Consider the following 26264-nt stretch of genomic DNA (forward strand, 5'->3'; position numbering starts at 1 on the left):
TCTTATGACCGGATGGACATCACCGAGGAGCTCTTGCGGTTGCCCTTCCCGGACCGACGCCGCGGTCCGCGCCGGCGCACGCAACTCGAGGTCGGCGTCGATCGTCGCAGCGGCGACCGCCGCCGCCGCAAGCCCGGACTCGACGCGCTGATCGGCGCCGTCCTGGGCGAGCCGTTCGCTTGGGAGCGCGAGCAGTACGCCGTGTCCGAGGAACCGTCGGCCGACGGTGAGAGCGAACCGGCCCGTCGCCACGGGCCACGGCGCACCGGCGAGAGCGTCGAGGTCGCCGAGGAACGTCGCGCCGGCGATCGTCGCCGCACGCCGGGCATCGTCGCGCTGTTGCGCGCCATTTTCGGACGCCGCGGCTAGCCGCCGGGCACGTTTCGCCGCGCGGTGTGACGCGCGACCCCTGACCACACCTGCGCCGAGCCGGTAAGCTTCCGGTAAGCGGACGATGGTTCCATCGTTCGCGTCCGGGCATTCGCGCCGGAGGAGGGTGGAACAATGGGTGGTGGAGTACGAACACGCGCCGTCTCGGCGTGTCTTTCGATCGTACTGACGGCGACGCTGGTGTTCGCGATGCGATCGCCGGCGCGCGCCGGCGTGCCGGGCGGCCCGTACCAGTCGAGCTGTCAGTTCATACAGATGGTGGGCACGACGCTGGTCGCCGGCTGCACCGGGTTCTTCGGCAACACGATCACGACCACACTGCCCGACGCGGCGCAGTGCAAGGGCGCGATCACCAACGTCGACGGGACGCTGCGCTGCGTGATGTCCTCGATGCGCTCCGAGAGCGGGCGCGACACCTTCAACATCATCAGCGAGCCGACCACCACCACCAGCAGCGGCGGCTCGACGACGGTCTGGCGCATCGATCATCCCGACGTCATCGCCTTGGCGTCCAGCTACCCGCAGATTACGTTCAAGCCGGGCGATCAGATCACGTTCGCGGCCGGCGGCTGCGTGCAGACCGGCGGGATGGGCGCGACCTGGAAGTCGTACGTCTATCCGACCGGCGACAACGCGGCGCAGTACTACAGCGGCTTGATGTGGATTCCGGGCGTGACCGGGGGCGGCTTGCAACGCGATGCCGGGCTGGTCAACAAGAAGCTCACCGTCGGTGCGCACCTCGCGCCGGCCGTCGTCAGCCAGCTGTTCCTGCACCTGGGCTATCAAGACGACGGCCCCGGCGACAACGGCTACTACAGCCACGACAACGGCAACAACAACCAGTGCCTCAACGTCGGTCCGGCGTGGGTGCAGCTCTCGGTTTTCAGGCCCAACGCGCCGCCCAAGCCGGTCGGCGTGAGCTGGGCGCCGTGGAAGAAGCCGTTCGATCTGACCTGGAACGTCAACGTCGCCGGCGACGACAACGGCTTCCCCCTCAACCCGACGTGGGGGTATCAAGTCGACCATCCGAAGGACAAGCCCGACTTCGGCGGCATCTGCGGGTCGTCGTTCTCCGGCAGCGACGAGCCGTTCCACGGCAACGACACCGTCCACGACGGGACGCTGGCCGCGAACTGCACCACGCAGCTGCCGACGACCGACTTCTATACCGGCGTGTTCAGCGTGTTCACGCTGTGCAACCAGTCCGGCGCGGAGTTCGACGGACACCTCAACTGGGCGTTCGCGACCTACACCGGGAACCTGCAGTGGCGCAACTACTCGGGCGGCTGGCCGCAGGACGGCGACTACAATTTGGGGATCCTCGATCCCGCCGACGCCGCGCAAACGAAGGACTCCGACGGCAACTATCCGGGCTTGGGGATGGAGTTCGACGCCAAGGAGACGATCGACAACTTCGGCTCGCCGTGGTGGAAGAGCTTCGGCAACGACTCCGACGCGCAGAAGAGCGCGACCGTCGACGGCCAGCCGGCGACCATCGTCGGCCTGGTCGGAATCGACGGCGTGCACGGCGGCTACACCGAGGTGCACCCGGTGCTCGCGATGGCCGTGCTGACGGGCGAGAAGATGAGCGGCGACGGCGTCGACGAGACCTGGGCGTTCTTCATCCGCAACCAGGGTGACGAAGGCGAGTGCAGCGAGAACGAGCACCTCTGGAACGGGTTGGCCGGTGCCTACGCGCTGCAAGTCCAGTGGCCGAAGGACGCGACCAAGGTCAGCCTGGCCGGTTCGTCGAGCGACGTCTGGACGTCGTGGAAGGCGGGCGTCAGCGGCCCGACGCTCGAGCAGCAGTCGCCGTGGACGTACGTCGAGTTCAGTCTGCCCAGTCCGACCAGCTCGAGCGACGGCATCGACGGGACGTTCACGCTGCACTACACGCTCAAGGATCCGGCCAAGCACACCTCCCGGCGCATGACGCTGGCCGCCGCGCCGGCGCGCGCCGAAGAGGCCGACGTCGACTGGGATGAGATCGCCGCCAAGATCAGCGATCCGACCACGCGCGGCGCGTTCACCACCCAGCTGCGCGCCGCGCCGGCCCTCGCGCTGGCGCCGCACACGATCCAGCTCAAGTTCCCGGGCACGATCGCGGCGCACCACGCGCGCAGCGACCCGTCGCGCAAGGGGCAGCTCACCCGCGACAGCCGCGTGCCGAGCCCGCTCTACAAGGCGCAAACGACCGCCCTCAACGCGCTCTACACGCGCTACGCGCCGGACTTCCCGGCGGTCAAGTCGCCGTGAGGTCGTGAGCGAAGAGGCCTTCGAGGATCGCCGCCATCGCCGGGTCGAGCGCGCGCAGCCGCGCGCGCGTCGCCCGCGGCCACGGTGAGCGCGCGTCGTTGGCCTCGACCCACGCCCGCATCGCTTCGGCGAAATACTCGTCCAAGCCCGAGGCCGCGTAGGGCGTGACGAACGCGCGGGCGGCGTGAAACGCACGCCGCACGCGCGGATCGACGCTGCTCAGGTACACGCCGCCGCCCAGCGCGCAGTCGATCGCGTGCGCGAACTCGTGTGCGACCGTCATCGGCGAGGTCGAGCGCAGATACACGGTGCGTTCCTCGACGACGAACAAACCGGCCGGCGGCACGGGCCAATCGTCGACGCCGGCCGAGAGCCGGCGCAGCGCGCGCGAGCGGTCGCGATAGGCCTCGCCGGCGCGCAGATGGACCAGCCGCGCGCCGGCACGAACCGCTAGTCGCAGCGCACCGGTACCGAAGCGATCCAGGATGGCGTCGATCGCGGCGGCCGCGTCGGGTGCGGCGTCGATCGGTGGACGGGTTCGCATCCGCTCGACGGTACGGCCGTCGCATTGCCGCGACGTGTGCGGCAGGTGAGCGGTTCTCGACGACGAGCTGTCGAATGGGCGCCGAGCACGTGCAGCCCGGGGGTATGCGATGCGAGTTCTGTCCGCACTGGTGATGGTGGCCTTCGCGCTCGTAGCGTGTGCGCCGACGGCCGTGAGTCCGCCCTCGGAGCCCACGCTGCCGACGCTCTCGCTGACGGGCACCGCGGAAAGCATCGACGACTTCGCGCTCGGCGGGGTCGCCGGCAGCACGGTGGTGCCGCTCTTCGAACTCCCGTCGATCCCGACGAATCAGGGGCCGCTCGGGTTGACCGTCTGGGGTGAGAAGGACGGCAGCGGGAACGTCACCAGCGTCGCGCAGGCAGAGGTCTCCGGGCTGAACGGTGGCGCCGGTACCGTCCACGTCTTTTTCAACGCCGCGAGCGAGCCAGTGATCTTCCTCGACGACACGTCGGGCTATTTTCTCGCCGTCTCGAACGTCACGGCGACGCAGGCGACGATCACGCTATGCGATCCCGGCGCGACGCCCGACGTCTCCACCGTGGTCTCGAACGTCAACGGGACCAGCTCGAGCGGACCCGTTGTTGCCGGCGGAACCTGCGCGGTCGCCGGCCTGGCGGCGGTGGCGCGGACTGCCCCAGCCGCGACGCTCGGCACCGCAGGCGAGACGAATCTCTCCAGTCCGGGCAGCATAACGCAACTGATCTCGGCTGCGTCCTACGTCGCGGGACTGGCGTTTTCCATGGCGGCGATCTTGAAGTTCAAGAGCCACAAGGACAATCCGACGCAGGTTCCGATCGGCACGCCGATCGCGTTGATCTTCATCGCCGCCGCGCTGCTTTTTCTCCCAACCGTGTTGACGGTCGAGGGGACCGTTATCGACAGCGGTTCGCTCACCGCGGTCGACGGGGTACTCCCGGTCTACGAAACGTCGGCGCCGTAGGCACCTGGCGTTGGTCAGGCGGGCGGTCAGAACGTGGCGAATCGAGTTCTCGACCAGCCGAGGGAAACGAGCAGGTCCTCGCTGGAGGGGCAACGCAAGCAGTGAGCAGGCGCGGCCGCCTTCGGGCATGAGCTGCGCCGCAGCGACTGCACGGGGGTCAATCGATGCTTGTTCTCACGCGCGCCCAAGTCTCCGATCCAATCATCCGCAGCACGATCGGTGCAGCGGAGTACGCCATCAAATGCGGGGCCGACCCGAACGAGGTTGACGGGTTCCTCAAAGAGTTGATCGAGTCGCCGCCGCCCGTCGAGCTGGATCTCGCTCCGGTTGCGTCGCGCGTGGACGTCTTCGCGAAAGGCCTGACATCCGCCGGCCAACCGGTTCTGCCGCCGCCCGAGCGGCGCACCCCGATCGACATGGGGTCCGGCGCAGAGTTCGAGTGGTGGCAAGACGCAATCATCGGCGGCGCGGCGATGGCGGTACCACCGCTGGGCGTAGCGATAAACGCGTCGCGCGCCGTCACGGCCGCGACCAATCGGACCGTTGGAATCGGCGTCGCCGTTACGTTCGCCGCCGCCGTCGGCGCGTCGCTCGGCACCGGACTCTTGATAACGAATCTCGGGAAACTCGGCTGGTACGGCTCCGTTTCAGGGCTGCTCGGCTTCATCGCGAGCGTCAGCGCGGTGGTCCAGATCACGATCGTCGGCGGCGGTGTCGAGAAGTTCGGCGGGACGAGCTACGGCGTCGGGGCCATGGGCGGCGAGATCCTCGTCGGCGGCATCACCGCCCTCATCGACGCGGGCGGCAAGTTCATGGGCATCTCGGTATCGGGCGGCATCGGCGTTGGAATCCCGTTCGAGGTCTTTGGTCAGATCCAACATACCTGGACGCAGGTCTAGGCCTCCACGCGAGAGGTTCACGTCGGTCGGCACGAGAGACGATCTGTGACGACCGCTCGTTCCTATGCCGTAGAGATCGTGTCGGCACTGCGCCGATCACTACGGCAAGGGACCGATGGAGGCTACTACCGCACTGCTCCGCATCGCCGCCCGTTTCAGCGGCGCGGCCGCGGCGCTCGTCGCTCGTACCGGCGACGAGACGCCCGTAGCGGCGTGGGGCTGCGAGCCGGCGGCGGCCCGCGCGCTGCTGCGCGTGGTGCGCGGTGAACCGGCCAGTGCCGAACGGTTCGTGCGCCGCATCCCGCTGCAGCTGCGCGACGGCACGCACGGCGAGCTGCTGCTCGCCGTGCCGTCGATCAACGCCGAGGGGCGCGTGCTCGCGAACCTGGCCGCGGAGATCGGCGCGATCTGCGACGTCGCGGGGGAAGCGGAGCCCTCGTCGGCGATCGAGCGGCTGATCGAAGGGATCGAGCATCTCGGCGACGCGGTCGCGCTCCTGCAGATCGCGCGCGACGTGCGCGTCGCGCCGATCGTCCTGTACGTCAACGCCGGCTTCACGCGGTTGTTCGGCTATTCGGCGGAGAGCGTCGTCGGCGGCCCGGCCGACGTCCTGTGGGGAGCGGGCACCAGCGACGAGCGGCTGTACTGGCTGCGCGAACGGATGGCCGCCGGCGAGAACGCACGCATGGTCGTCGAGTTCACCACCCGTGACGGCACGCCGCTGTGGACGGAGCTCTCGACCGTCGCGGTCCAGACCTCCGACGGGCCGGGTCTGCAAGTCGTCACCTACCGCGACGTCAGCGCGCGCAAGCAATTCGAAGCGGCGCTGGCGGCGGAGAAGCGCAAGCTGCAGACGACGCTGGCGGCGATCGCCGAAGCGGTGATCACCGTCTTGCCCGACGGGCGCGTCGACTACGTCAACGACGCGGCGCAAGTGCTGCTGGGGATCGACCTGGTCGAAGCCTACGGCCGGGACGTGCACGACGTCATGCAGGTGATCGATGCCGCCGGCGGTGCGGTCGAGCTGTTCGCGCGCGCCAACGAGCCGGTGCGCGGGGAAGGCTTCCTGCGCTCGCGCGCCGGCGGGATGATCGACGTCGCCTACGTGGCCTCGCACATCGAGGGCGAGCCCGAGGGGACGGTCATCGTGCTGCGCGACATCACGGCGGAGAAGGGCCGCGCGATGCAGCTCAGCTTCGAGGCCTCGCACGACGCGCTGACGGGACTGGAGAACCGGCGCGCGTTCCTCGAGCAGCTCGACGACGCGCTGCGCGCGGCCCGGGCGCACGGCCAGCATCACGTCGTCGGCTTCCTCGACCTCGACCACTTCAAGGTCGTCAACGATCGCTTCGGCCACGCGACCGGCGACCGCTTGTTGCGCGAGATCGGCCACGTCATGGGGCGGGTCGTGCGCGGCGGCGACGTGTTGGCGCGCATCGGCGGCGACGAGTTCGCGCTGCTGCTGAGCAACTGCCGGATGAGCGACGCGCGCCGCGTCGCCGAGAAGATCCGCGAGGCGGTGGACGCCTATCGGATCGAGTACGCCGGCCAGCAGCTCGGCGTCGGCGTCTCGGTCGGACTGGCGCCGCTCGACGCCGACAGCGTCGATGCCGAGCAGGCGCTGGGCGAGGCGGACGCGGCGTGCTATCAAGCCAAAGCGGCCGGGCGAAACGCCATCGTCGGGTAAACCGACGCTAGGATGAACGAGCTGCGTGCGCACCTGGCGATTCCGGAGCACGAGCGCGGTGCCAAGTGGCGGCACCGCTTCTACGACTTGCTCGAGGTGACGCTCCTGCTGCCGCGCGAGCCGCGCATCTTCGCCGGCCCCGACGGCTTCCCGTACTACGCGCTCGACGTCCCGCTCGGTGAGCGCGAGGGCGAGGTCTCTCTGCTCGATCTGCTCGAGCCCGCCACCGAGCGCGGCTTCGGCATCGCGATCGAGCCGTTCGACGACACCGCCGCGTGGGTGTTCACCTGCGGCGACTTGGTGACGCGCCGCGTGTTCGGCGGCTTCGAGGTGCCGCGCATCGGCGTCGTCCCGGCCGAAGAGCCGACCTTCCGCGTCGTGCTCAAGGACACGGGCCGCATGGAAGTGCAGGCGCCCGACGAGCATCTCTTGCCGGCCTACGTGCGGCCGCTGCTGCACACCTACTTCACGCGCACGCTCGGCATCGCGCATCCGGGCGTGCTGGCGCTGGTCTCACCCGATCAGAATCCGCCCGAGCAGCTCGTCTTCCGCGTCGTGCGCGACGACTTCGCCGGCGAGGACGAGTTCGAGCACGCGATCGCGGGCGTCACCTGGTATCTGCCGCGCCACCTGGTCGTCTCGATCTTGCCGGCGCCGGTCGTCGACGCGCTCGAGGACGCGTTCGTTCCGCTGGCCGCCTAGAACTCGCCGTAGACGAAGCCGTCGCGCTCTTCGGTGACCTGCGGCGCGGGGCCGACGTCGACGACGATCTTGCCCTCGTTCTCGCGCCGTTCGAGCAGCGCGTAGGCGTCGCCGACGGTCTCGAGCGTATAGCGGTGCGGGTCGACCAGCGGCGTGAGCGTTCCCGTTTCGATCAGCACGCGCGCGCTCTCGAGGATCGCGCCGTGGCGTTCGCGTCCCTCGCCGGTCAGCAGCGGCAGCAAGGTGAAGACGCCCGAGTAGCTGGCGCCGCGGAACGAGAGCGGCGCGAGCGCGTGCGTGCCCCAGCCCAGCGCGCTCACGACGTGACCGTAGCGACGGACGGCTTCGAACGAGGCGTCCAGCGTCGCGCCGCCGACGGTGTCGTAGACGACGTCGAAGCCGTGAGCGGCGGTGAGCCGCTCGACGTACCCGGCGACGCTCTCGTTCGCGTAGTCGACGAACGTCGCGCCCAAGCGCTCGACGATCGCGCGATGACGCGCCGAGGCGGTCGCGGCGACGCGCGCGCCCAGGCCGCGCGCGAGCTGGATCGCGACGTGGCCGACGCCGCCCGCGCCGCCGTGCACGAGCACGCTCTGCTCTGGTCCCACGGCGGCCCGGTCGATCAGCCCCTCCCAGGCGGTGATGACGACCAGCGGCAGCGCCGCCGCCTCGCGCATCGAGAGGTTCTCCGGCTTGATGGCCAGCAGCCGCGCGTCGACGGCGGCGTATTCCGCCAGCGAGCCCGGCACGCCGGCGACTCCGCCGGTCATGCCGTAGACGGCGTCGCCCGGCCGGAAGCGGCCGACCTCGGCGCCGACCGCCTCGACCACGCCGGCCAGATCCAGGCCGAGGACGGCGGGCAGCGGGTGGCGCGCGTGCGCGGCGGCGCCGGCCGCGATCTTGAGGTCGAGCGGGTTGACGCCCGAAGCCAGGACGCGCACGAGCACTTCGCCGGGAGCCAGGGACGGTGTGGCCAGCGCGGCCACGCGGAAGGGCGCGCCGGGCGCCTCGAGGAGGGCGGCCCGCATCGTGCGGGTCGCGGTACGTTCTCCGGTGTCCACACGCTTTAGGACACGGGCCGGTAAGCGAGGGTGCCGGGCGGGTACACGTGGCACGTGAGCATTTCGCGCGCCTTGTGGTACATCGTGATCGCCATCGTCGCGATCTGCGTCGTCGACGCGATCGTCTGGCACGGCGGCGAGATCATCGACGTCTTGCTGGTGATCGCGGTGATCCTGGTGATCTACAACCTGGTCACCGGCCGCCGCCGGGTCTGAACGTGCGCCGACCCCGCTGAGCGCGCCGCGCCGGGACGGTGTGTTCGTCGTCACAGCCTCCGAACGCAAACAGCACCGCTCGGCGACCGATCAGAAGAACCGAGCGAGGTACGCAGGATGTCGTTCGGTATCGGGTCTCTCACCAGCCAAGCCAACCAGGCGCTCACGCCGCTCGAGCAGATCCAAAAGCAGCTGCTCCAGCCCTACACCGCGGCCGCCACCGGCCGGCGGGTCACCTCGCCGTTCGACGATCCCGCGGGCTATGCGATCGCGACCGAGCTGCAGACGCAGGCCGGCGGCTTCGACGCCGGCTCGCAGAACGCGCTCGACGCCGGCAACGCGCTCAACATCGCGCAAGGCGCGCTCGCGACCACCCGAAACGCGCTGCAGTCGCTGCGCTCGCTGGCCGTCTCCGCGTCGAACGATCTGCTCTCGCCCGCCGATCGCCAAGATCTGCAGACGGTCGCGAACCAACTGGTCCAGCAGGTCAACACCGACGCGCAGAACGCGAACTTCAACGGCGTGCCGCTGCTCAACGGCACCTACGGCAGCGCGCCGGCGACGCCGGCCGACGCGACCGTCACCGCCAACGCGGCGCTGGCCGGCGGCGGCAACCTCGTCGCGAGCGCGGCGTCGGCGAGCGGCGCGACGGCCGGGACGATTCAGCTGAGCGTCGTCGACGGCGCCGGCGGCGCGGCCGTCGACGTGACCTTCACCGACACCGCGACCGGCGCGACCACCAATGCCGGGCAACAGGCGCCCGGCGCGACCTTCGCCGTCGACGGCACGACGGTCACGCTCGGCAACGCCACCGCGCAAGACGCCGGCTCGACCGCGACGGTGCAAGTCCAAGCCGCCGCCGCGGGCTCGACCGCGCCGGACCTGAACGTGCAGACGGGCGCGAACGAAGGCGACACGACCGGCGTGACGACGCCCAACGCCGGCGCGAACGCGCTGTTCCTGCAGAACGTCGACTTGAGCACCGGCGCGAGCTCGCAGAACGCGATCGGACAGATCGACGAAGCGGTCCAGGCCACCGTCTCGGCCGGCGCGACGCTGGGCGCGCAGCAGGTCGCGATTCAAAATCAGATCGGTTCCAACAACACCGCCGCGAACGCGCTCACCGCGTCGGCGGCCGACATCACCGACGCCTCGGCGGCACAGACCTCGACCGAACTGTACCAGCTGATCACCCAGCAGCAGATCTCGCTGCTGACGCTGCAGAACGCGAACAGCTCGTTCGGCTTCCTCAACCGCTTCCTCAACACGGCCGTGTAGCCGGGCCGCGCCGCTGAAGGAAGCCCGGGCCGCGGGCCGGCAGTAGGTCCGCGGAGGCTACGACGTGATCCAGGACATCGCGCGGACGGTCCGCGCCCCGCGCGGGACGACGCTGCGCGCGCGGAGTTGGCAGACCGAAGCACCGCTGCGCATGCTGATGAACAACCTCGATCCCGAGGTCGCCGAGCGGCCGGGCGATCTGGTCGTCTACGGCGGCATCGGCAAGGCGGCGCGCGATTGGCCCGCGTTCGACCGCATCGTCGCCGAGCTCGAGCGGCTCGGGGAGGACGAGACGCTGGCGATCCAGTCGGGCAAGCCGGTGGGCGTCTTTCGCACCCACCCCGACGCGCCGCGGGTGGTGATCGCGAACTCGAACTTGGTCCCGCACTGGGCGACGTGGGAGCACTTCCACGAGCTCGACCGCAAGGGGCTGATGATGTTCGGCCAGATGACGGCCGGTTCGTGGATCTACATCGGCTCGCAGGGCATCGTCCAAGGCACCTACGAGACGTTCGTCGAGATGGGACGCCGCCATTACGGCGGCGACCTGGGCGGCCGCTGGATGCTGACCGCGGGCCTGGGCGGGATGGGCGGCGCCCAGCCGCTGGCGGCGACCATGGCCGGCGCCTCGCTGCTGGCGATCGAGTGCGATCCCAGCCGCATCGAGAAGCGCCTGCAGACGCGCTACCTCGACCGCCGCGCCGAGTCGCTCGACGAAGCGCTGGCGCTGATCGACCAGGCGACGCGCACGCGCGTGCCGGTCTCGGTCGGCGTGGTGGGCAACGCGGCGGAGCTGGTGCCCGAGCTGTTGCGGCGCGGCGTGCGTCCCGACGCCGTCACCGACCAGACCTCGGCCCACGACCCCGTCAACGGCTATCTCCCGGCGGGCTGGACGCTCGCGGAATGGCGCGAACGGCGCGAGCGCGATCCGCGGAGCGTCGCCGCCGCGGCGAAGCGTTCGATGGTCGCGCACGTCGAAGCGATGGTCGGCTTCCACCGCCTGGGCGTGCCGACGTTCGACTACGGCAACAACATCCGCCAAATGGCGCTCGAGACCGGGCTGGCCGACGCGTTCGCGTTTCCCGGTTTCGTGCCGGCCTACATCCGGCCGCTGTTCTGCCGCGGCGTCGGCCCGTTCCGCTGGGTCGCGCTCTCGGGCGACCCCGACGACATCGCCAAGACCGACGCCAAGGTCAAGGAGCTGTTGCCGGACGACCGCCATCTGCACCGTTGGCTCGACATGGCCGCCGAACGCATCGCGTTCCAAGGCTTGCCGGCGCGCATCTGCTGGATCGGCTTGGGCGACCGCGACCGGGTGGGCCTGGCCTTCAACGAGATGGTCGCGCGCGGCGAGCTGAAGGCACCGATCGTCATCGGCCGCGACCACCTCGACAGCGGTTCGGTCGCCAGCCCCAACCGCGAGACCGAAGGGATGCGCGACGGCTCCGACGCGGTCAGCGATTGGCCGCTGCTCAACGCGATGCTCAACGTCGCGGGCGGAGCGACCTGGGTCTCGATCCATCACGGCGGCGGCGTGGGGATCGGGTACTCGCAGCACGCCGGCGTCGTCATCGTCTGCGACGGCAGCGAGGCGGCGGCGAAGCGCATCGCGCGCGTGCTGTGGAACGATCCGGCGACCGGTGTCGCGCGCCACGCCGACGCGGGCTACGACGACGCGCTGGCCTGCGCGCGCGAGCACGGCCTGCACCTGCCGATGCACGGATCGTGACCGGCGCGCTGGAGCGGCCGCCGTTCGTGCTGCGGCCGGGCGCGCTGCGCGCGCGCGACGTGCGCGCCTTGCTGCAGGACGACGCGACGGTGGTGGTCGACGGCGCCGCGCGCGCGGGCGTCGAGCGGGCCGCGGCGGTGGTGCGCGCAATCGCCGCGCGCGACGAGAGCGTCTATGGCGTCAACACCGGGTTCGGGAAGCTGGCGCACACGCGCATCCCGCGCGAACGGCTGGCCGACCTGCAGCGCAATCTCGTGCTCTCGCACGCCTGCGGCGTCGGCGCGCCGCTCGACCGCGCGACGACGCGCCTGGCGATCGTGCTCAAAGCCGGCTCGCTGGCGCGCGGCTACAGCGGCGTGCGCTGGGAGGTCATCCAGACGCTGCTGGCGCTGCTCGAGCGCGACGTCGTGCCGGTCATCCCCGCGCAGGGCTCGGTCGGCGCGTCCGGCGACCTGGCGCCGCTCGCGCACCTCGCGGCGGTGCTGCTCGGCGTCGGCGAAGCCTGGCACCGCGCGGAGCGGATGCCGGCCGCCGACGCGCTGGCGCGCGCGGGGATCGCGCCGCTCGCGCTCGAGGCGAAGGAAGGCCTGGCCCTGCTCAACGGCACGCAGATCTCGACCGCGCTCGCGCTGCGCGCGCTGATCACGCTGGAGAACCTGCTGGCCGCGACGCTGGTCGCCGGCGCGCTCACCGTCGACGCCGCGCTCGGCAGCACGCGTCCGTTCGATCCGCGCATCCACGCCATCCGCGGTCACGACGCGCAGAGCGCGATCGCGAGCGCGATGCGCGGCCTGTTGGCGGGCAGCGCCATCAACGACTCGCACGCCAACTGCGGGCGCGTGCAAGACCCGTACTCGCTGCGCTGCATCCCGCAGGTGCTGGGCGCGTGTCTGCGCACGCTGCGCGACGCGAGCGCGATCCTGGTCGACGAGGCCAACGCGGTCAGTGACAACCCGTTGGTCTTCGTCGACACGGGCGAGGTCGTCAGCGGCGGCAACTTCCATGCCGAGCCGGTCGCGTTCGTGGCCGACGCGCTGGCGGTGGCGATCGCGGAAGTCGGCAACCTCTCGGAGCGGCGCACCGCGCTGCTGGTCGATCCGACCTTCAGCCAGCTGCCGGCGTTCTTGGCCGCCGATCCGGGCCTGGAGTCCGGCTACATGATCGCCCAGGTCACCGCCGCGGCGCTGGCCTCGGAGAACAAGGGGCTCGCGCACCCGGCCAGCGTCGACACGATCCCGACCTCAGCCGGCCAAGAAGATCACGTCTCGATGGCGACCCACGCCGCGCGACGGTTGGGCCCGATGCTCGACAACGCGTGCGCGATCGTCGCGATCGAGCTGCTGGCGGCGGCGCGCGGGATCGCCTTCCGGCGCCCGTTGCGCAGCTCGGCGCCGCTCGAGGACGCCCTGCTCGCGCTCGCCGACGCCGTGCAGGCCGACGATCCGGGCGCGCCCGCGCCCGCGCACGATCTCGGCGGCGACCGCGCGCTGGCGCCCGCGATCGCGTCGCTGACGCGCCTGGTCCGCTCGGGCGCGTTCGCCGGCTACGCCGCCGAGCTGCTCCCGACGGCGGCGCCGGCGTGAGCGAGCACGCGGCCGAGCTGCGGCGCGGCGAGGGCGCGCTGGTGATCAGCGTCCCCCACGTCGGGACCGAGCTGCCGCCGGCGCTGGCGGCGCGGCTGACCGACGCCGGGCGCACGCTGATCGACACCGATTGGTACGTCGACCGGCTCTATCCGTTCGCGCGCGATCTCGACGCGACCGTGCTGTGCGCGCGGTGGTCGCGCTATCTGGTCGACGTCAACCGCGATCCGTCCGGCGCCTCGCTCTACCCCGGCCAGCGGACGACCTCGGTCTGCCCGATCGAGACGTTCGAGGGCCAGCCGCTCTACGCCGCGGGCGACGAGCCCGGTGCGGCCGAGATCGCGCAGCGCTGCGCCGGCGCGTTCGAACCGTATCACGCCGCGCTGCGCGCCGAGCTCGAGCGGGTGCGCGCGTTGCACGGCTACGTGGTCCTGCTCGACGCGCACTCGATCTGGGGCCGGTTGCCGCTGCTGTTCGAGGGCGAGCTGCCCGACCTCAATCTGGGCACCAACGACGGCCGCTCGTTGCCGCCCCGGATGCGCGAGTCGGCGCGCGTGGCCGCCGAGGCGAGCACCTACTCCGTCGTCCTCGACGGACGCTTCAAGGGCGGTTTCATCACCCGCAGCTACGGGAAACCCGCCGACGGCGTCTACGCGATCCAGATCGAGCTGAACCAGCGGACGTACCTGGCCGACGGTTCGCGCACGGCGTGGGACGACGCCAAGGCCGCGCGGCTCTCGCGCGTCCTGCACCGCGTCTGTCAGGCGCTGCTCGCGTCGGCTGCGACGCTGACCCACTCGCCCACCCACTCGTAAGGAGAAGACCCGCTCCATGGCTGACAAGCACTCGATCGCGCGTGCCGAGTTCGTTCCGTTCGGCGGCGACCGGCGCGCCTATTACGCGCTGCCGGCCGGCGCCGGCCCTTTCCCCGGCGTCCTGGTCTACCAAGAGGCGTTCGGCGTCAACGAGTACATGCAGAGCGAAGTGCGGCGCTGCGCCGAGCACGGCTACGCGGCGATCGCGCCCGACTTGTTCCACGGTGAGGTCTTCCCGTACGAGTTCGACAAGGTGTTGCCGAAGCTGCAGACGCTCACCGACGAGGGGATGCTGGCCGACGTCAACGACGCGATCGCGTTCCTCGACGCGCAGCCGCAGGTGGCCAAGAGCGCGCTGGGCGCGGTCGGCTTCTGCATGGGCGGCCGGCTCGCGTTTCTGTCGGCGGTCGCGCTGCCGCGCGTCGGCGCGGCCGTGTCGTTCTACGGCGGCGGCATCGCGCCGGATCAGCCGCGCCACTTCAAGCCGCTGGCCGATCGCGTCCCCGACGTGCACGGACGGCTGCTGCTGATCTACGGCGCCGACGATCAGTCGATCGCGCCGACCGAGCACGGCCGTTTGGCGCAAGCGCTCTCCGAGGCGAAGAAGGACTACGGCATCCGCGTCTATCCGGGCGCCGGCCACGGCTTCGCCTCGCGCGACCGGGAGAGCTATCGACCTGCGGTGGCGCAGGCCGCCTGGGACGAGACCTTCGCCGTCTTCGCGGCGACGTTGCGCTAGCGATACCGGTAGCCGGGCGTTCCCGGCAGGCGGGAACGCACGGCTCCGCCGCCGTCTTAACGGAGACCTGACGATCGGTCCGTTGGGGCGTGCGCCTGCTCGGCCGATCTTGAAGGCATGAAGCTACGGATCGGCGCTCAAATCGGCGCGGGTTTCGCCGTGCCCATCGTCGCGCTCGCGGTCGTGCTGGCCGTCGTCTCGGTCTTGTTCGCGCACATGCAGCAGATGCGCGCCGACACGGTCGCCAAGCGCGACATCGCGCGCACCGTGCACGACTTCCAGTACAACAACCTGCTTCAGCGCTACGCGACCGTGCGGCACACGCTCGGCATGAAGACGGCACCGCAGATGTTCGACGACGCGGTTGCCCGGGTCGGTGACGACCTCTCGAAGCTGCGCGCACAGTCGGCGAGCGTGCCGGGCCTGACGACGCTGATCGACGACGCGGGGCAGCGCAGCACCGGGATCACCGGCCGGCTGCGCACGATCTCGCAGATCATCAATCGCGAAAAAGCCGGTCTCGATCCGAACTCGGTCGAGTTCAAGACCATCGACGCGCATCGCGTCGCGATGCGCACGCAGAACGACGTCGACAACAAAGCCATCGACGCCGACATCGCCCAGATGTCGAGCATCACCTCGGCGGCGGAGGAGTCCTCGCAAGCCGCGCTCGACCGCGAGCTGCAGGAGATCTATCTCGGGATGCTGGCCCTGGGCGCGCTGACCGTGCTGGCGACGATCGTGCTGGCGGTGTGGCTGACCCGGCGCATCACCTCGCGCCTCGGGCGGGTCGCGCAGGCGCTGCGCGACGTCGTCCGCGAGGATTTCGGGAGCCTCTCGAGCGCGATGCAGCGGCTGGCGCACGGTGACCTGCGCGGCGGCTTCCACTCGACGCGGCCGGCCATGGGTGCCGACGGCGGCGATGAGATCGCCGACCTCATCCGCAGCTACGACGAGCTGGCCGAAGGCATGACCGCCATCGCCGGCGAGGTCGACGCCGGTCTCTCGAACCTGCGCCAGCTGATCACCGGCGTCGTCGGTGCCTCGCGCAACCTCGCGCTGGCCTCGGAGCAGACCTCCAGCGCGGCCAACCAAGCCTCGCGCGCGGTCGAGCAGATCGCACGGTCGGTCGACAGCGTCGCCACCGGCGCGCGCGACCAGGCCGAGCAGATCACGCGCGCCGGCGCGGCGATCGAAGAGCTGGCGCGCTCGGCGGAGATGATCGCCGACGGCGCGGTGCACCAAGCCGAGGCGATCGGCGTCGCGACGACCGGGATTCAGCGGCTCGACGACGGGATCGAATCGCTCTCGAGCCACGGCGGCGAGCTGGCGCGCTCGGCCCGCGACGCCTCGGAACAGTCCGACGGCGGCAGCGACGCGGTCGCCGCGACGCGCGACACGATGCAGAAGCTGCGCGGCGTCTCGCAAGGCGCCGCCGACGCGATGGTCGCGCTCGAAGGCCGGTCGACCCAGGTCGAAGAGATCGTGCGCGCGATCGAGGAGATCGCGGATCAGACCAACCTGCTCGCGCTCAACGCCGCCATCGAAGCGGCGCGCGCCGGCGAGCACGGCCGCGGCTTCGCGGTCGTCGCCGACGAAGTCCGTAAGTTGGCGGAACGCTCGTCGCAGGCGACGCGCGAGATCTCGCAGATCCTCTCCGCGATCCGGCGCGAGACCGTCGCGGCCGCGGAGGCGATGCGCACCTCGGACGCCTCGGTCGCGAGCGGTCTGAGCGTCGCCGAGCGCGCGGGGACCGCGCTCGAAGGCGTCGAGCGCGCCATCTCGGCGACGGCGTCCGTCGCGGAAGAGCTGGCGCGCCGCGCGCTGGCGATGCGCGAGGCCTCGCTGCAAGTCACGCAGAGCGTCGCGACGGCGTCGGCCGGCGTCGAAGAGAACGCCGCGGCGGCGACGCAGATGAAGCAGACGACGCGCGACGTCAGCGCGGCGATCCTGCCGGTCGCGGCGGCGGCCGAAGAGCAGTCCGCGGCGGCACATCAAGCCGCGCTGGCGACCAGCGAGCTGGCCTCGGGCGTGCAAGAAGTCGACGCGACGGCGCGCTCGTTGCGCGACGAGGCCGAGCGCCTCGACGCGCTGGTCGCGCGCTTCGTCGTCGAGGGCGAGGGGACGGCCAAGCCGGCCGACGCGCGGCTGTCGCGCGCGGAGCACCTCCACCTGGTCGTCTCGACGCCGGAACGCGCGGCGCTGGCCGGCTGACCGATCGCCGCGGGTTGAAGCCGGCCGGGATGGGGTTGGGCAGGTCGGCGTCGGTCGGCCGCATCCCGATCGCGCGGCTCGCGACTCCGTCAAGAGAACTGAACCGGCGCTTGATCATCGCTTGACGCAAGTCCCCGCTTTCGGCACCGTCCGCGTGCTTGCCCAGCCGATCTTTCTCGTATGAAGCTTCGCATCGCGGCGCAGGTGGCCGTGCCCGTGGCCGTTCCGATTCTGGCCCTGGCGTGCACGCTGGGGGCGGTCTGGGTGCTGTTCGGGCAGCTGCAGTCGCTCCAGACCGATTCGCGTGCCAAGCGCGACATCGCGCGCAGCGTCCACGACACGGAGCTGCGGACCTGGCAGCTGCGCTACGCGCTGGTGCGCTACTCGGTCGGTGCCGCCAACGCGCTGCCGATGTTCAACCAGGCTTCGGACCGGCTCGACAAGGACGTCGACGAGCTCGGGCCGCAACTGCGCAACGAGCCCGACATGGCGCTGATCTACGCCGACTTGAAGCAGCACGTCGGCTCGCTGTCCGGCCGGCTGCACATGACGCTCGGCCTGATCGGACGCCAGCAGCGGCTCGATCGCAACTCGGCGGCCTACAAGGCCATCGATCGCGAGCGTGCCGGGTACCGCAAGGCGACCGATGCGGACGCGAACGGCATCGACGACGACATCGGCCAGCTCACCGCGATGACCGACGGCGACGAAGCCGACGCGCGCGCGACCTTCGACGGCCGCTTGCGCGCGGTGGAGCTGGGGCTGATCGCGCTCGGCCTGGCCGCACTGCTGCTGACGGTCGGCATCACCCTGGTGCTGACGCGCCGCATCGCCGCGCGCTTGGCGCGCGTCGCGCAAGCGCTGCGCGCGGTCGTCACCGAGGACTTCGCGGGGCTCTCGTACGCCGTCCGCGGCCTGGCCGAGGGCAACCTGTGCGGCAGCTTCACGTCGGCGCGCGAGCCGATCGGCGACGTCGGCGGCGACGAGATCGCCGAGGTCGTGCGCAGCTACGACGAGCTGGCCGAAGGGCTGGGGCAGCTCGCGCTCGAGGTCGACGCGGGTCTGGCGAACCTGCGCTCGCTGATCGCCGGCGTCGTCGGCGCGTCGCGCAGCCTCGCGCTGGCCTCGGAGCAGACGTCCAGCGCGGCCAACGAAGCTTCGCGCGCGGTCGAGCAGATCGCGCGCTCGGTCGACAGCGTCGCCACCGGTGCGCGCGATCAGGCCGAGCAGATCGCGCGCGCGGGCGCGGCGATCGAAGAGCTGGCCCGTTCGGCCGAGTCGATCGCCGAGGGCGCGGCCCATCAGGCCGAAGCGATCGGCGTCGCCACCACCGGGATCGGGCAGCTGGACGACGGGATCGAGTCGCTCTCGAGCCACGGCGGCGAGCTGGCGCGCTCGGCGCGCGACGCCTCGGAACAGTCGGGCGGCGGCAGCGACGCGGTCGCCGCCACCCGCGCCACGATGGAGAACCTGCGCGGCGTCTCGCAGGGCGCCGCCGACGCGATGCTCGCGCTCGAAGGGCGTTCGGCGCAGGTCGGCGAGATCGTGCGCGCGATCGAGGAGATCGCGGATCAGACCAACCTGCTCGCGCTCAACGCCGCCATCGAAGCGGCGCGCGCCGGCGAGCACGGCCGCGGCTTCGCCGTCGTCGCCGACGAGGTCCGCAAGCTGGCCGAGCGTTCGTCCGAAGCGACGCGCGAGATCTCGCAGATCCTCTCCGCGATCCGGCGCGAAACCGTGGCCGCCGCGGAAGCGATGCGCACCTCGGACGCCTCGGTGGCGAGCGGTCTGAACGTCGCCGAGCGTGCCGGCACGGCCCTCGAGGGCGTCGAGCGTGCGATCTCCGCGACCACCGCGGTCGCGGAAGAGCTGGCGCGGCGGGCACTCGCGATGCGCGAGGCCTCGCTGCAGGTCACGCAGAGCGTCGCCACCGCCTCGGCGGGGGTCGAGCAGAACGCGGCCGCCGCGACGCAGATGAAAGTCACCACGCGCGACGTCAGCGCGGCGATCCTGCCGGTCGCGGCGGCGGCCGAAGAGCAGTCCGCGGCGGCACATCAAGCCGCGCTGGCGACCAGCGAGCTGGCCTCGGGCGTGCAAGAGGTCGACGCGACGGCGCGCTCGCTGCGCGAGCAAGCCGAAGCGCTCGACGCGTTGGTCGCGCACTTCGTCGTCGAGGAGAAATCGGCGCCGCTGCAGCCGCCGCAGGCCGGCGACGTCCCCTTCCTGCGGCTCGTCAGTTGAGCCGGCACCCGTCGGCGGCGCACGCCTTGGAAGGCGCCTTCGTGCTGAGTGCGGCGCTGGTGTCGGCGCAGCTGCACGCGCGCACGCCGGTGCCGAACGGGACCGGGCCCGAGGCGCGCTTGCGCAGCGCGTTAGCGGCGTTCGAGAACGCGCTCGACCGCGTGCTCCCGGCCGGCCACGACGACGCCCGCGCAGCGGTGCGTTCCCAGCCAATAGCATAGCTCGGCCGGCTGCGCGACCTCCCAGAGCGCCAGATCGCAGCGCGCGCCGACCCGCAACTCGCCGCGATCGCGCAGGCCCAGCGCGCGCGCCGCGTTGCGCGTGACGCCGGCCAGCGCCTCGTGCGGCGCCAGCCCCCACAGCACGCAGGCCAAGTTCATCGCCGTCGGCAGCGTGCCGACCGGCGAGGTCCCGGGGTTGCAGTCCGTCGCCAGCGCGATCGGAACGCCGTGCGCACGCAGCGCCGCCAGTGGCGGCGCGACGGTTTCGCGCAAGTAGTGGAACGCGCCCGGCAGCAGCACGGCGACCGTCCCCGCCGCCGCCAGCGCGGCGACGCCGCCTTCCTCGGTGTGCTCGAGGTGGTCGGCCGAGAGCGCGCCGTGCGCGGCGGCGAGCAGCGCGCCGCCGGTGTCCTCGAGCTGATCGGCGTGGACCTTCACCGCCAACCCGTGCGCGCGCGCGGCCTCGAGCACGCGCGCGCTCTCGGCCGCGTCGAACGCGATCCCCTCGCAGAAAACGTCGACCGCGTCGGCCAACCGCTCACGCGCGACGCGCGGGATCATCGTCTCGCACACCAGCGCGACGTACTCGGCGCGGCGCGCCGCGTAGTCGGGCGGCACGACGTGCGCGCCCAGATACGTCGTGCGCACGCTGATGCCCAGCTCGCCGCCCAGCCGGCGGCCGACGCGCAGCAGGCGCAGCTCGGTCTCGACGTCGAGCCCGTAGCCGGACTTGCTCTCGAGGGTCGTCGTCCCGCTCGCGATCATCGCGCGCACGCGCTCCGCGGCGGCGGCGAAGAGCGTCGCTTCGTCGCTCGCGCGCGTGCGGGCGACCGTGTACGCGATGCCGCTGCCGCCCTGCGCCGCGTCGGCGTAGCGCTGGCCGGCGACGCGCCGCGCGAAATCGTCGATCCGGTCGCCGCCGAACACGACGTGCGTGTGCGGATCGATCAGGCCGGGCGTGATCCAGCGGCCGCCGGCATCGATCACGCGCGCGCCGCGCGCGGCGGACGCGGCGGGAAGCTCCGCGCGCGGTCCGATCCACACGATCGCACCCTCGCGTGCCGCGAGCGCACCGTCGTCGATCGTGCCGTAGGGATCGGCGCCGGGCGTCATCGTCGCGAGCCGGGCGTTCACCCACAGCGTGTCGTACGAGGTCACCATGCGGCTCTTCGCGCGTGAAGCGTTCCTCCCCGGGGGCTGGGCCCCCGACGTCGCGTTCGAGCTGGCCGCCGACGGGACGATCCTGACGGTCGAGCCGGGCACCGAGCCGGGCGGCGCGGAGGTGATCGACGGGCCGGTCATGCCGGGGATGCCGAACCTGCACTCGCACGCGTTCCAGCGCGCGATGGCCGGGACGGCCGAGCGGCGCGGTGTCGGCGGCGACGACTTCTGGGGCTGGCGCCAGACGATGTACGCGCTGGCGAACCGGCTCGATCCCGACGCGCTGCGCGCGCTGGCGGCCGACGTCTACCGCGCGATGGTGGCCGCCGGCTACACCGCCGTCGCCGAGTTCCACTATCTCCATCGCGATGCGAACGGAGCCTGGTACGCCGATCGCGCGATCATGGCGCGCGCGCTGGTCGAGGCCGCACGCGAGGCGGGGATCGCGATCTGCCTGCTGCCAGCGCTCTACGCGCACGCCGACATCGGCGGCGCACCGTTGCGCGAGGAGCAGCGCCGCTTCGCGATCGATGTCGACGACGTGCTCGAGATCGCGCGCACGCTGCGCGCCGACTACGCGCGCGATCCCGACGTCGTCGTCGGCGCCTGTGCGCACTCGCTGCGCGCGGTCACGCCCGAGCAGCTGCGCGCGCTGCTGGCCGGCTCGCCGTCCGACGTGCCGGTCCACGTGCACGCGGCGGAGCAGTTGCGCGAGGTCGAGGCGGTGCGCGCCGCGTTGGGCGCCGCGCCGGTCGCCTGGCTGCTCGACAACTTCGCGGTCGACGCGCGCTGGTGTCTGGTCCACGCGACGCACCTCGAAGACGCCGAGCGCGACGCGCTGGCGCGCAGCGGCGCCGTCGCCGGCCTGTGCCCGACGACCGAAGCGAACCTGGGCGACGGGCTGTTCCCGCTGCACCCGTACCTCGCCGCGCGCGGCGCGATCGGGGTCGGTTCCGACAGCAACGTCTCGCTGGCGCCGGCCGAGGAGCTGCGCTGGCTCGAGTACGGCCAGCGGCTCACCCAACGCCGGCGCATCGTCGCCGCGCTCGATCCCGGCGCCTCGGCCGGCGAGACGCTCTACGCGCGCGCCGCCGCGGGCGGTGCCCAGGCGTGCGGCTTCGCCGCCGGCGCGCTGGCACCGGGTAACCGCGCCGACCTGATCGTGCTCGACGACACGATCCCGCCGCTGGCGGGCGCGCCGCCCAGCGAGCTCGTCGACCGCTACGTCTTCGCCAGCGACCGCGCGCAGCCGCTGCGCGTCATGATCCGCGGCCGCTGGCGCACGTAGGAGCCGGAGTTCGGCGGCTGGTGGGTACGAACGAGCGATGTCGTTGCGTGACCGCCTGCTGGCTTCCGATCCGCCGCTCGAGCGCTTGCGGCTGATGCTGCGCGCGACGCTCGCGATGCTTGCGACCGGCGGGATCGTGCTGCTCGCGATGCGGTTCGGCGTGGTGGCCGGACCGGCCGCGCTGATCGGCGTCCTGGTGGCCTTGTGGACGACGCTGATGGCGAACGATCCGGCGCCGCGCGATCGCCGGGTCACGGCCGCGCTGCTGCCGCTCGCGGCCGCCTCGGGCGTCGCCTTCGCGGCGGCGCTGGCGGCGGTGAGCCCGATCCTGGGCGCACTGGGGCTGCTGGCGATCACCTTTCCGTGCGAGTGGGCGCGGCGGTACGGACCGCGCGGCTTCGGCCTGGGGATGATGGCGCTGTTGACGGCGTTCTTCACGCTGTGGGTGAACGTGCCGTTGGCGCAGGTTCCCGGCGCGCTGCTGGCGATCGCGATCGGCTCGGCGTGCGCGTGGCTCGCGCACTTCGTCGTCGTGACCGACTCGCCGCTGCTGGTGCTGCGCTCGGCGCGGATCGCGCTGCGCGCGCGGATGCGCGTCTTCGCCGGCGTCGTCCGCGCGGTCGCCGAAGCGGAGCCGCACGCGCCGTGGCACGCGCTGCGCGGCGAGGCGGTCGCGCTCGACGCCGCCGCGCTCGCCGTCGATCGCGTCTTCGCGGAAAAGATGCTGGGGCTCGACGAGCAGACCCGGCAGGCCGCCCGGCTGGCGGTGCTCGACGCGGAGCTGGCCGCCGATCGACTCGCCGAGCTGGCCGTCGCGAGCGACCGCGGCGTGCGCCTTGCCGCCGCCCCCGCGCTCGACGCGTTCGCGCACGGTGACGCGGCAGCCGCGAAAACCGCCGCGGCGCCGCTGGCCGGACACAACGCGCTGGCCGGCGCGGTCGTGAGTCTCGTCGAGGCCGACGCGCGCGCGGCGAGCGTCCTCGACGGCGCCGCGCGAGCGCGTCCGGCGGGGGACAAGGACGCGCCGATTCCGCCCGGACCGCGGCCGCCGGAGATCGGCGGCATGGCGCCGACGACGCGCATCGCCTGGCAGGTCACCGTCGCCGCCTGCGCGGCGATGGCGATCGGCGCCGCGCTGCCGCCGCACCTGCCGTACTGGGCCGTCTTGACCGCGTACGTGGTCGCGAACCAAGTCGCTTCGTCGGGCGAGACCCGGCGGCGATCGATCGCGCGGGTGGTCGGGACGATGGCCGGCGTCGCGATCGGGACGGCGCTGGTCTCGCTGCTGCAGGGACGGCACGCGGTGGAGCTGCTGCTGATTTTGTTCTGCGCGATGGCGGCGCTGTACGCGTTCCGCTGGCGCTACTGGCTGTTCACGTTCTTCCTGACGGCGCTGATCGCGATGGCGTACGATCTGGTCGGTCGGCCGGCCGACCAGCTGTTGCTGGCGCGATTGACCGAGACGCTGATCGGCGGCGTGTGCGGCGGCTTGGCCGCGACCTTCGTGGTGCCGCTGCGCACGCGGGCCGTGGTTGCCGCGACGGCACGCGGGTTCGCCGACAAGCTGCGCGCGAGCGTGCATGCCAGCACCGACGCGCTGCGAGGACGTGACGCCCGACCGCTCGACGCGGCCCGCGCCCTCGACGCGCAGCTGCAAGAGCTGCTGGCTCGCGTGCGTCCGCTCGCCGAGGGCCCGCGCAGCGACGTCCCCGCGCCGGCGAAGGAGCAGACCCTGACGACGCTGGCCGATTGCGCGTATCGCGCTCGCCTGCTGGCCCGCGAAGCGCTGGGCGCGCACGCCAGCGTGCCGAACGAGCCGATCGCGGCGGGCGAGCGCGAGGTCGACGCCGCGGTCGACGCGTTCGCGGACGTGCTGGCGCAGGTTCCCGGCGCCTCCGGCGCGGTCTTCGTTCCGAGCACGGTCCCGCCCGACGGCGCGGGCGACGCCCTCGCACCCCTGCGCCGCATCGCCGAGGACGTGGCGCTGCTCGCCGTGGCGGCGCGCGAGGTGTTGACCCCGCCCGCCTGACCGGGTTTCAGCGCGCGGTGCCGCCGGGTATCGCCTCGACGTGCGTCTGCAGACCTGCGCTTCGCTGGCTGGGCTCGTGGTGGTCGTCCTCGCGGCAGGCACCGTGCTGCCCGCGCGCGGCGCGGCCACGTCGGCGTTCACGCCCGCGCAGGCCACGCGCGGCGAGTTCATCTTCGTGAAGACCTGCGCGACCTGTCATGGCGCGCAGCTCGAGGGCGCGGCGGGGCCGCCGCTACAAGGCGCGAGCTTCGGCACCTCGCTGACGACGGGCCACCTGACGACCGCGACGCTGTACGCCTTCATCCGCGGCAGCATGCCGATGAACGCGCCGGGGAGCCTGACCCCGCAGCAGTATCTCGACGTGCTGGCGTTCATCCTGAGCAAGAACGGGTATCCGTCCGGCGACCGCCCGCTCGGCGAGAGTTCGCTCGCGCAGGTCGCGCTGCTGCCGTTTCCACGCAACGCCGCCAACCCGGCGCCGGCGCTGACGGCGGCGCCGCGGTCGTCCGCGCACGTACCGGCCGGCGCGCGGGTCACGCTCGACGACGCGGCGCTGCGCGCCGCGCCGCGCGACGCGAACGACTGGCCGTTGCCGGGACGCACGTACGACAACGAGCGCTACTCGCCGCTGGCGCAGATCACGACCGCGAACGTCGGCCGGCTGACGCCGGCCGCGATCGTCCACACCGGGATGTTCGCCAGCTTCGAGACGACGCCGCTGGTCGCCGACGGCGTCATGTACATCACCACGCCGGTCGTCGGCCACCGCATGAAGATCATGGCCGTGAACGCCGCCACCGGTGCGACGCTGTGGAGCACGTCGTACGCGATCGGCTACTTCAAGGGCTGCTGCGGGGCCAACAACCGCGGTCCGGCGCTGGCCTACGGTAACCTCTACGTGACGACCATGGACGCCAAGCTGGTCGCGTTCGACGCGCGCACTGGCGCGGAGCGCTGGGAGACCCGCGTCGCGGACCCGCACGCCGGCTACTCCGAGAGCATGGCGCCGCAGATCGACGACGGCGAAGTCATCGTCGGCAGCGCGGGCGGCGAGTGGGCGCTGCGCGGCTTCATCGCCGCCTACGACGCGCACACCGGCAAGCAGCGCTGGCGCTGGTACACGACCGATCCCAAGAGCTTCGCCGGCGACTCCTGGAAGCACGGTGGCGGCACGGTGTGGACGACGCCCGCGCTCGATCCGCGCACGGGGCTCGTGATCTTCGGCGTCGGCAACCCCAACCCGGACATCTTCGGATCGGTGCGGGCCGGCGACAACCGCTACACCGACAGCATCGTCGCCCTGGACGCGCGCACCGGCCGCCTGCGCTGGTACTATCAGGAGGTCAAGCACGACGTCTGGGACTACGACGCCGCCAGCAACGTCGTGCTCTTCGACGTGCGCAACCACGGGCGTACGATCCATGCCGCGGGCGAGGCCGGCAAGGTCGGGTGGTTCTTCATCGTCGACCGCGCGACGGGAAAGCTGATTCGCAAGTCGGCCCCGTACGTGCGAATGAACGCCAACATGTTCGGACTGCACCACGTGCTGCCGGGCGCCAACGGCGGCTCGGAGTGGTCGCCGCCCGCGTACTCGCCGCGCACCCACGACGTCTACGTGCTCGGCATCAATCAGCTGATGGACTTCAAACCGTCGACCGTCACGCACGCGCCGGGCTTCATGAACGTCGGCAGCGTCTTCACGAGCACCTACAAGCCGACCGTCCAAACCGGAACCTTCAGCGCGATCGACACGCAGACCGGCAAGATCGCCTGGCAGCACCCGACGGCGAAGCCGCTGATCGGCGGCGCGCTGGCGACGGCCGGCGACCTGGTCTTCGTCGGCGAGGGCACGGGGACGCTGGACGCCTTCGACGCGCGCACCGGGCGCGAGCTCTGGCACCACACGTTTCCGTGCGGGGTCGATGCGCCGCCGATCTCGTACGCGGTCGACGGCGTGCAGTACGTCGCCGTCGCGGCCGGCGGCAACTTCCAGTTGAACTACGCGCGCGGCGACGAGGTCGCGATCTTCCGGCTGCCGCGGCGCTAGCTACGGCGCGCGGTGGCTGCCGGCGCGCGTCTTGGCGACGCGCGCCGGCGTGCGCGGCGCTTCGGTGCGCGCGACCGACGCGTAGACCTCGTCTCGTCCGAGCATACAGTCGCACTGCAGGTTTTTCCCATGACACCCGTCGGGATAGTGCAGCGAGGCCGTGTGCCGGCAGCTCGGGCAGAGCATCAGATAGTCCACGCGTT

Annotated in this window: 21 protein-coding genes; 17 read left to right on the forward strand and 4 right to left on the reverse strand. The window is 71.8% G+C overall.

Features of this window, described 5'->3' with window-relative positions; translation table 11 throughout:
* Positions 1 to 12: 12 nt before the first annotated feature.
* Both VMD91_15565 and VMD91_15570 read left to right on the forward strand, forming a co-directional pair.
* Entirely contained in the window at positions 13 to 369 is a 357-nt protein-coding gene (locus VMD91_15565; protein HTW85487.1) for a hypothetical protein, read from the forward strand.
* 201 nt (positions 370 to 570) lie between these two features.
* On the forward strand, positions 571 to 2646 hold the full coding sequence (locus VMD91_15570) for a hypothetical protein (GenBank protein HTW85488.1): 2076 nt from the start codon (positions 571 to 573) through the stop codon (positions 2644 to 2646).
* Here VMD91_15570 and VMD91_15575 read toward each other — a convergent pair.
* Positions 2633 to 3190: a hypothetical protein gene (locus VMD91_15575; protein ID HTW85489.1), complete on the reverse strand. Its 558-nt coding sequence runs from the start codon at positions 3188 to 3190 to the stop codon at positions 2633 to 2635. The genes VMD91_15570 and VMD91_15575 overlap by 14 nt on opposite strands.
* 172 nt (positions 3191 to 3362) lie before the next feature.
* Here VMD91_15575 and VMD91_15580 point away from each other — a divergent pair, with 172 nt between their 5' ends.
* The 4 genes from VMD91_15580 (at position 3363) to VMD91_15595 (ending at position 7439) form a co-directional block, all read left to right on the forward strand.
* Positions 3363 to 4151, forward strand: a complete 789-nt coding sequence (locus VMD91_15580) for a hypothetical protein (GenBank protein HTW85490.1) — start codon at positions 3363 to 3365, stop codon at positions 4149 to 4151.
* 164 nt (positions 4152 to 4315) lie between these two features.
* Entirely contained in the window at positions 4316 to 5050 is a 735-nt protein-coding gene (locus VMD91_15585) for a hypothetical protein (protein HTW85491.1), read from the forward strand.
* 115 nt (positions 5051 to 5165) lie between these two features.
* The gene (locus VMD91_15590) at positions 5166 to 6737 is read left to right on the forward strand and encodes a diguanylate cyclase (protein ID HTW85492.1); all 1572 of its coding nucleotides are present in this window, start codon (positions 5166 to 5168) and stop codon (positions 6735 to 6737) included.
* Positions 6738 to 6749: 12 nt separating this feature from the next.
* Complete coding sequence (locus VMD91_15595) at positions 6750 to 7439, forward strand: hypothetical protein (protein ID HTW85493.1); 690 nt, start codon at positions 6750 to 6752, stop codon at positions 7437 to 7439.
* Here VMD91_15595 and VMD91_15600 read toward each other — a convergent pair.
* The gene (locus VMD91_15600) at positions 7436 to 8467 is read right to left on the reverse strand and encodes a zinc-dependent alcohol dehydrogenase family protein (GenBank protein HTW85494.1); all 1032 of its coding nucleotides are present in this window, start codon (positions 8465 to 8467) and stop codon (positions 7436 to 7438) included. The genes VMD91_15595 and VMD91_15600 overlap by 4 nt on opposite strands.
* Before the next feature lie 87 nt (positions 8468 to 8554).
* On the opposite strand from VMD91_15600, the gene VMD91_15605 reads away from it, so the two are divergent.
* The 8 genes from VMD91_15605 (at position 8555) to VMD91_15640 (ending at position 19315) form a co-directional block, all read left to right on the forward strand.
* The gene (locus VMD91_15605) at positions 8555 to 8716 is read left to right on the forward strand and encodes a hypothetical protein (GenBank protein ID HTW85495.1); all 162 of its coding nucleotides are present in this window, start codon (positions 8555 to 8557) and stop codon (positions 8714 to 8716) included.
* A gap of 117 nt (positions 8717 to 8833) precedes the next feature.
* The gene (locus VMD91_15610; protein ID HTW85496.1) at positions 8834 to 9994 is read left to right on the forward strand and encodes a flagellin; all 1161 of its coding nucleotides are present in this window, start codon (positions 8834 to 8836) and stop codon (positions 9992 to 9994) included.
* Positions 9995 to 10058: 64 nt separating this feature from the next.
* Complete coding sequence (hutU, locus tag VMD91_15615; GenBank protein ID HTW85497.1) at positions 10059 to 11723, forward strand: urocanate hydratase; 1665 nt, start codon at positions 10059 to 10061, stop codon at positions 11721 to 11723.
* Positions 11720 to 13306, forward strand: coding sequence for a histidine ammonia-lyase (gene hutH, locus VMD91_15620; protein ID HTW85498.1), 1587 nt, complete (start codon positions 11720 to 11722; stop codon positions 13304 to 13306). Before hutU ends, hutH begins: the two co-directional genes overlap by 4 nt.
* On the forward strand, positions 13303 to 14121 hold the full coding sequence (gene hutG / locus VMD91_15625) for an N-formylglutamate deformylase (GenBank protein HTW85499.1): 819 nt from the start codon (positions 13303 to 13305) through the stop codon (positions 14119 to 14121). Before hutH ends, hutG begins: the two co-directional genes overlap by 4 nt.
* Positions 14122 to 14137: 16 nt before the next feature.
* Positions 14138 to 14860, forward strand: coding sequence for a dienelactone hydrolase family protein (locus VMD91_15630; protein ID HTW85500.1), 723 nt, complete (start codon positions 14138 to 14140; stop codon positions 14858 to 14860).
* A gap of 117 nt (positions 14861 to 14977) precedes the next feature.
* Complete coding sequence (locus VMD91_15635) at positions 14978 to 17074, forward strand: methyl-accepting chemotaxis protein (GenBank protein HTW85501.1); 2097 nt, start codon at positions 14978 to 14980, stop codon at positions 17072 to 17074.
* Between the two features lie 180 nt (positions 17075 to 17254).
* On the forward strand, positions 17255 to 19315 hold the full coding sequence (locus VMD91_15640) for a methyl-accepting chemotaxis protein (GenBank protein HTW85502.1): 2061 nt from the start codon (positions 17255 to 17257) through the stop codon (positions 19313 to 19315).
* A gap of 131 nt (positions 19316 to 19446) precedes the next feature.
* Here the strand turns inward: VMD91_15640 and hutI are convergent, their stop codons facing one another.
* Complete coding sequence (hutI, locus tag VMD91_15645) at positions 19447 to 20694, reverse strand: imidazolonepropionase (GenBank protein ID HTW85503.1); 1248 nt, start codon at positions 20692 to 20694, stop codon at positions 19447 to 19449.
* On the opposite strand from hutI, the gene VMD91_15650 reads away from it, so the two are divergent.
* From VMD91_15650 to VMD91_15660, 3 genes are read left to right on the forward strand one after another with little or no spacing between them, the layout of a single operon-like run.
* Positions 20678 to 21985: a formimidoylglutamate deiminase gene (locus VMD91_15650; GenBank protein HTW85504.1), complete on the forward strand. Its 1308-nt coding sequence runs from the start codon at positions 20678 to 20680 to the stop codon at positions 21983 to 21985. The genes hutI and VMD91_15650 overlap by 17 nt on opposite strands.
* Positions 21986 to 22022: 37 nt before the next feature.
* Positions 22023 to 24014 carry an FUSC family protein gene (locus tag VMD91_15655; GenBank protein ID HTW85505.1) on the forward strand — a complete coding sequence of 664 codons (1992 nt, stop codon included), beginning with the start codon at positions 22023 to 22025 and terminating at the stop codon, positions 24012 to 24014.
* A gap of 40 nt (positions 24015 to 24054) precedes the next feature.
* Positions 24055 to 26061, forward strand: a complete 2007-nt coding sequence (locus VMD91_15660) for a PQQ-binding-like beta-propeller repeat protein (GenBank protein ID HTW85506.1) — start codon at positions 24055 to 24057, stop codon at positions 26059 to 26061.
* Here VMD91_15660 and VMD91_15665 read toward each other — a convergent pair whose 3' ends face one another.
* The gene (locus tag VMD91_15665; protein HTW85507.1) at positions 26062 to 26259 is read right to left on the reverse strand and encodes a hypothetical protein; all 198 of its coding nucleotides are present in this window, start codon (positions 26257 to 26259) and stop codon (positions 26062 to 26064) included.
* Between the last annotated feature and the right edge of the window lie 5 nt (positions 26260 to 26264).

The sequence above is a fragment of the Candidatus Sulfotelmatobacter sp. genome (genome assembly GCA_035504415.1).
Classification (GTDB): domain Bacteria; phylum Vulcanimicrobiota; class Vulcanimicrobiia; order Vulcanimicrobiales; family Vulcanimicrobiaceae; genus Vulcanimicrobium.

What these genes read in the sequence shown, in the direction of transcription:
- VMD91_15565 (HTW85487.1), top strand. Translation starts at nt 13, where the DNA reads ATGGACATCACCGAGGAGCTCTTGCGGTTGCCCTTCCCGGACCGACGC.
- VMD91_15575 (HTW85489.1), bottom strand. Translation starts at nt 3,190, where the DNA reads ATGCGAACCCGTCCACCGATCGACGCCGCACCCGACGCGGCCGCCGCG.
- VMD91_15585 (HTW85491.1), top strand. Translation starts at nt 4,316, where the DNA reads ATGCTTGTTCTCACGCGCGCCCAAGTCTCCGATCCAATCATCCGCAGC.
- VMD91_15590 (HTW85492.1), top strand. Translation starts at nt 5,166, where the DNA reads ATGGAGGCTACTACCGCACTGCTCCGCATCGCCGCCCGTTTCAGCGGC.
- VMD91_15595 (HTW85493.1), top strand. Translation starts at nt 6,750, where the DNA reads ATGAACGAGCTGCGTGCGCACCTGGCGATTCCGGAGCACGAGCGCGGT.
- VMD91_15600 (HTW85494.1), bottom strand. Translation starts at nt 8,467, where the DNA reads ATGCGGGCCGCCCTCCTCGAGGCGCCCGGCGCGCCCTTCCGCGTGGCC.
- VMD91_15610 (HTW85496.1), top strand. Translation starts at nt 8,834, where the DNA reads ATGTCGTTCGGTATCGGGTCTCTCACCAGCCAAGCCAACCAGGCGCTC.
- VMD91_15630 (HTW85500.1), top strand. Translation starts at nt 14,138, where the DNA reads ATGGCTGACAAGCACTCGATCGCGCGTGCCGAGTTCGTTCCGTTCGGC.
- VMD91_15635 (HTW85501.1), top strand. Translation starts at nt 14,978, where the DNA reads ATGAAGCTACGGATCGGCGCTCAAATCGGCGCGGGTTTCGCCGTGCCC.
- VMD91_15640 (HTW85502.1), top strand. Translation starts at nt 17,255, where the DNA reads ATGAAGCTTCGCATCGCGGCGCAGGTGGCCGTGCCCGTGGCCGTTCCG.
- VMD91_15655 (HTW85505.1), top strand. Translation starts at nt 22,023, where the DNA reads ATGTCGTTGCGTGACCGCCTGCTGGCTTCCGATCCGCCGCTCGAGCGC.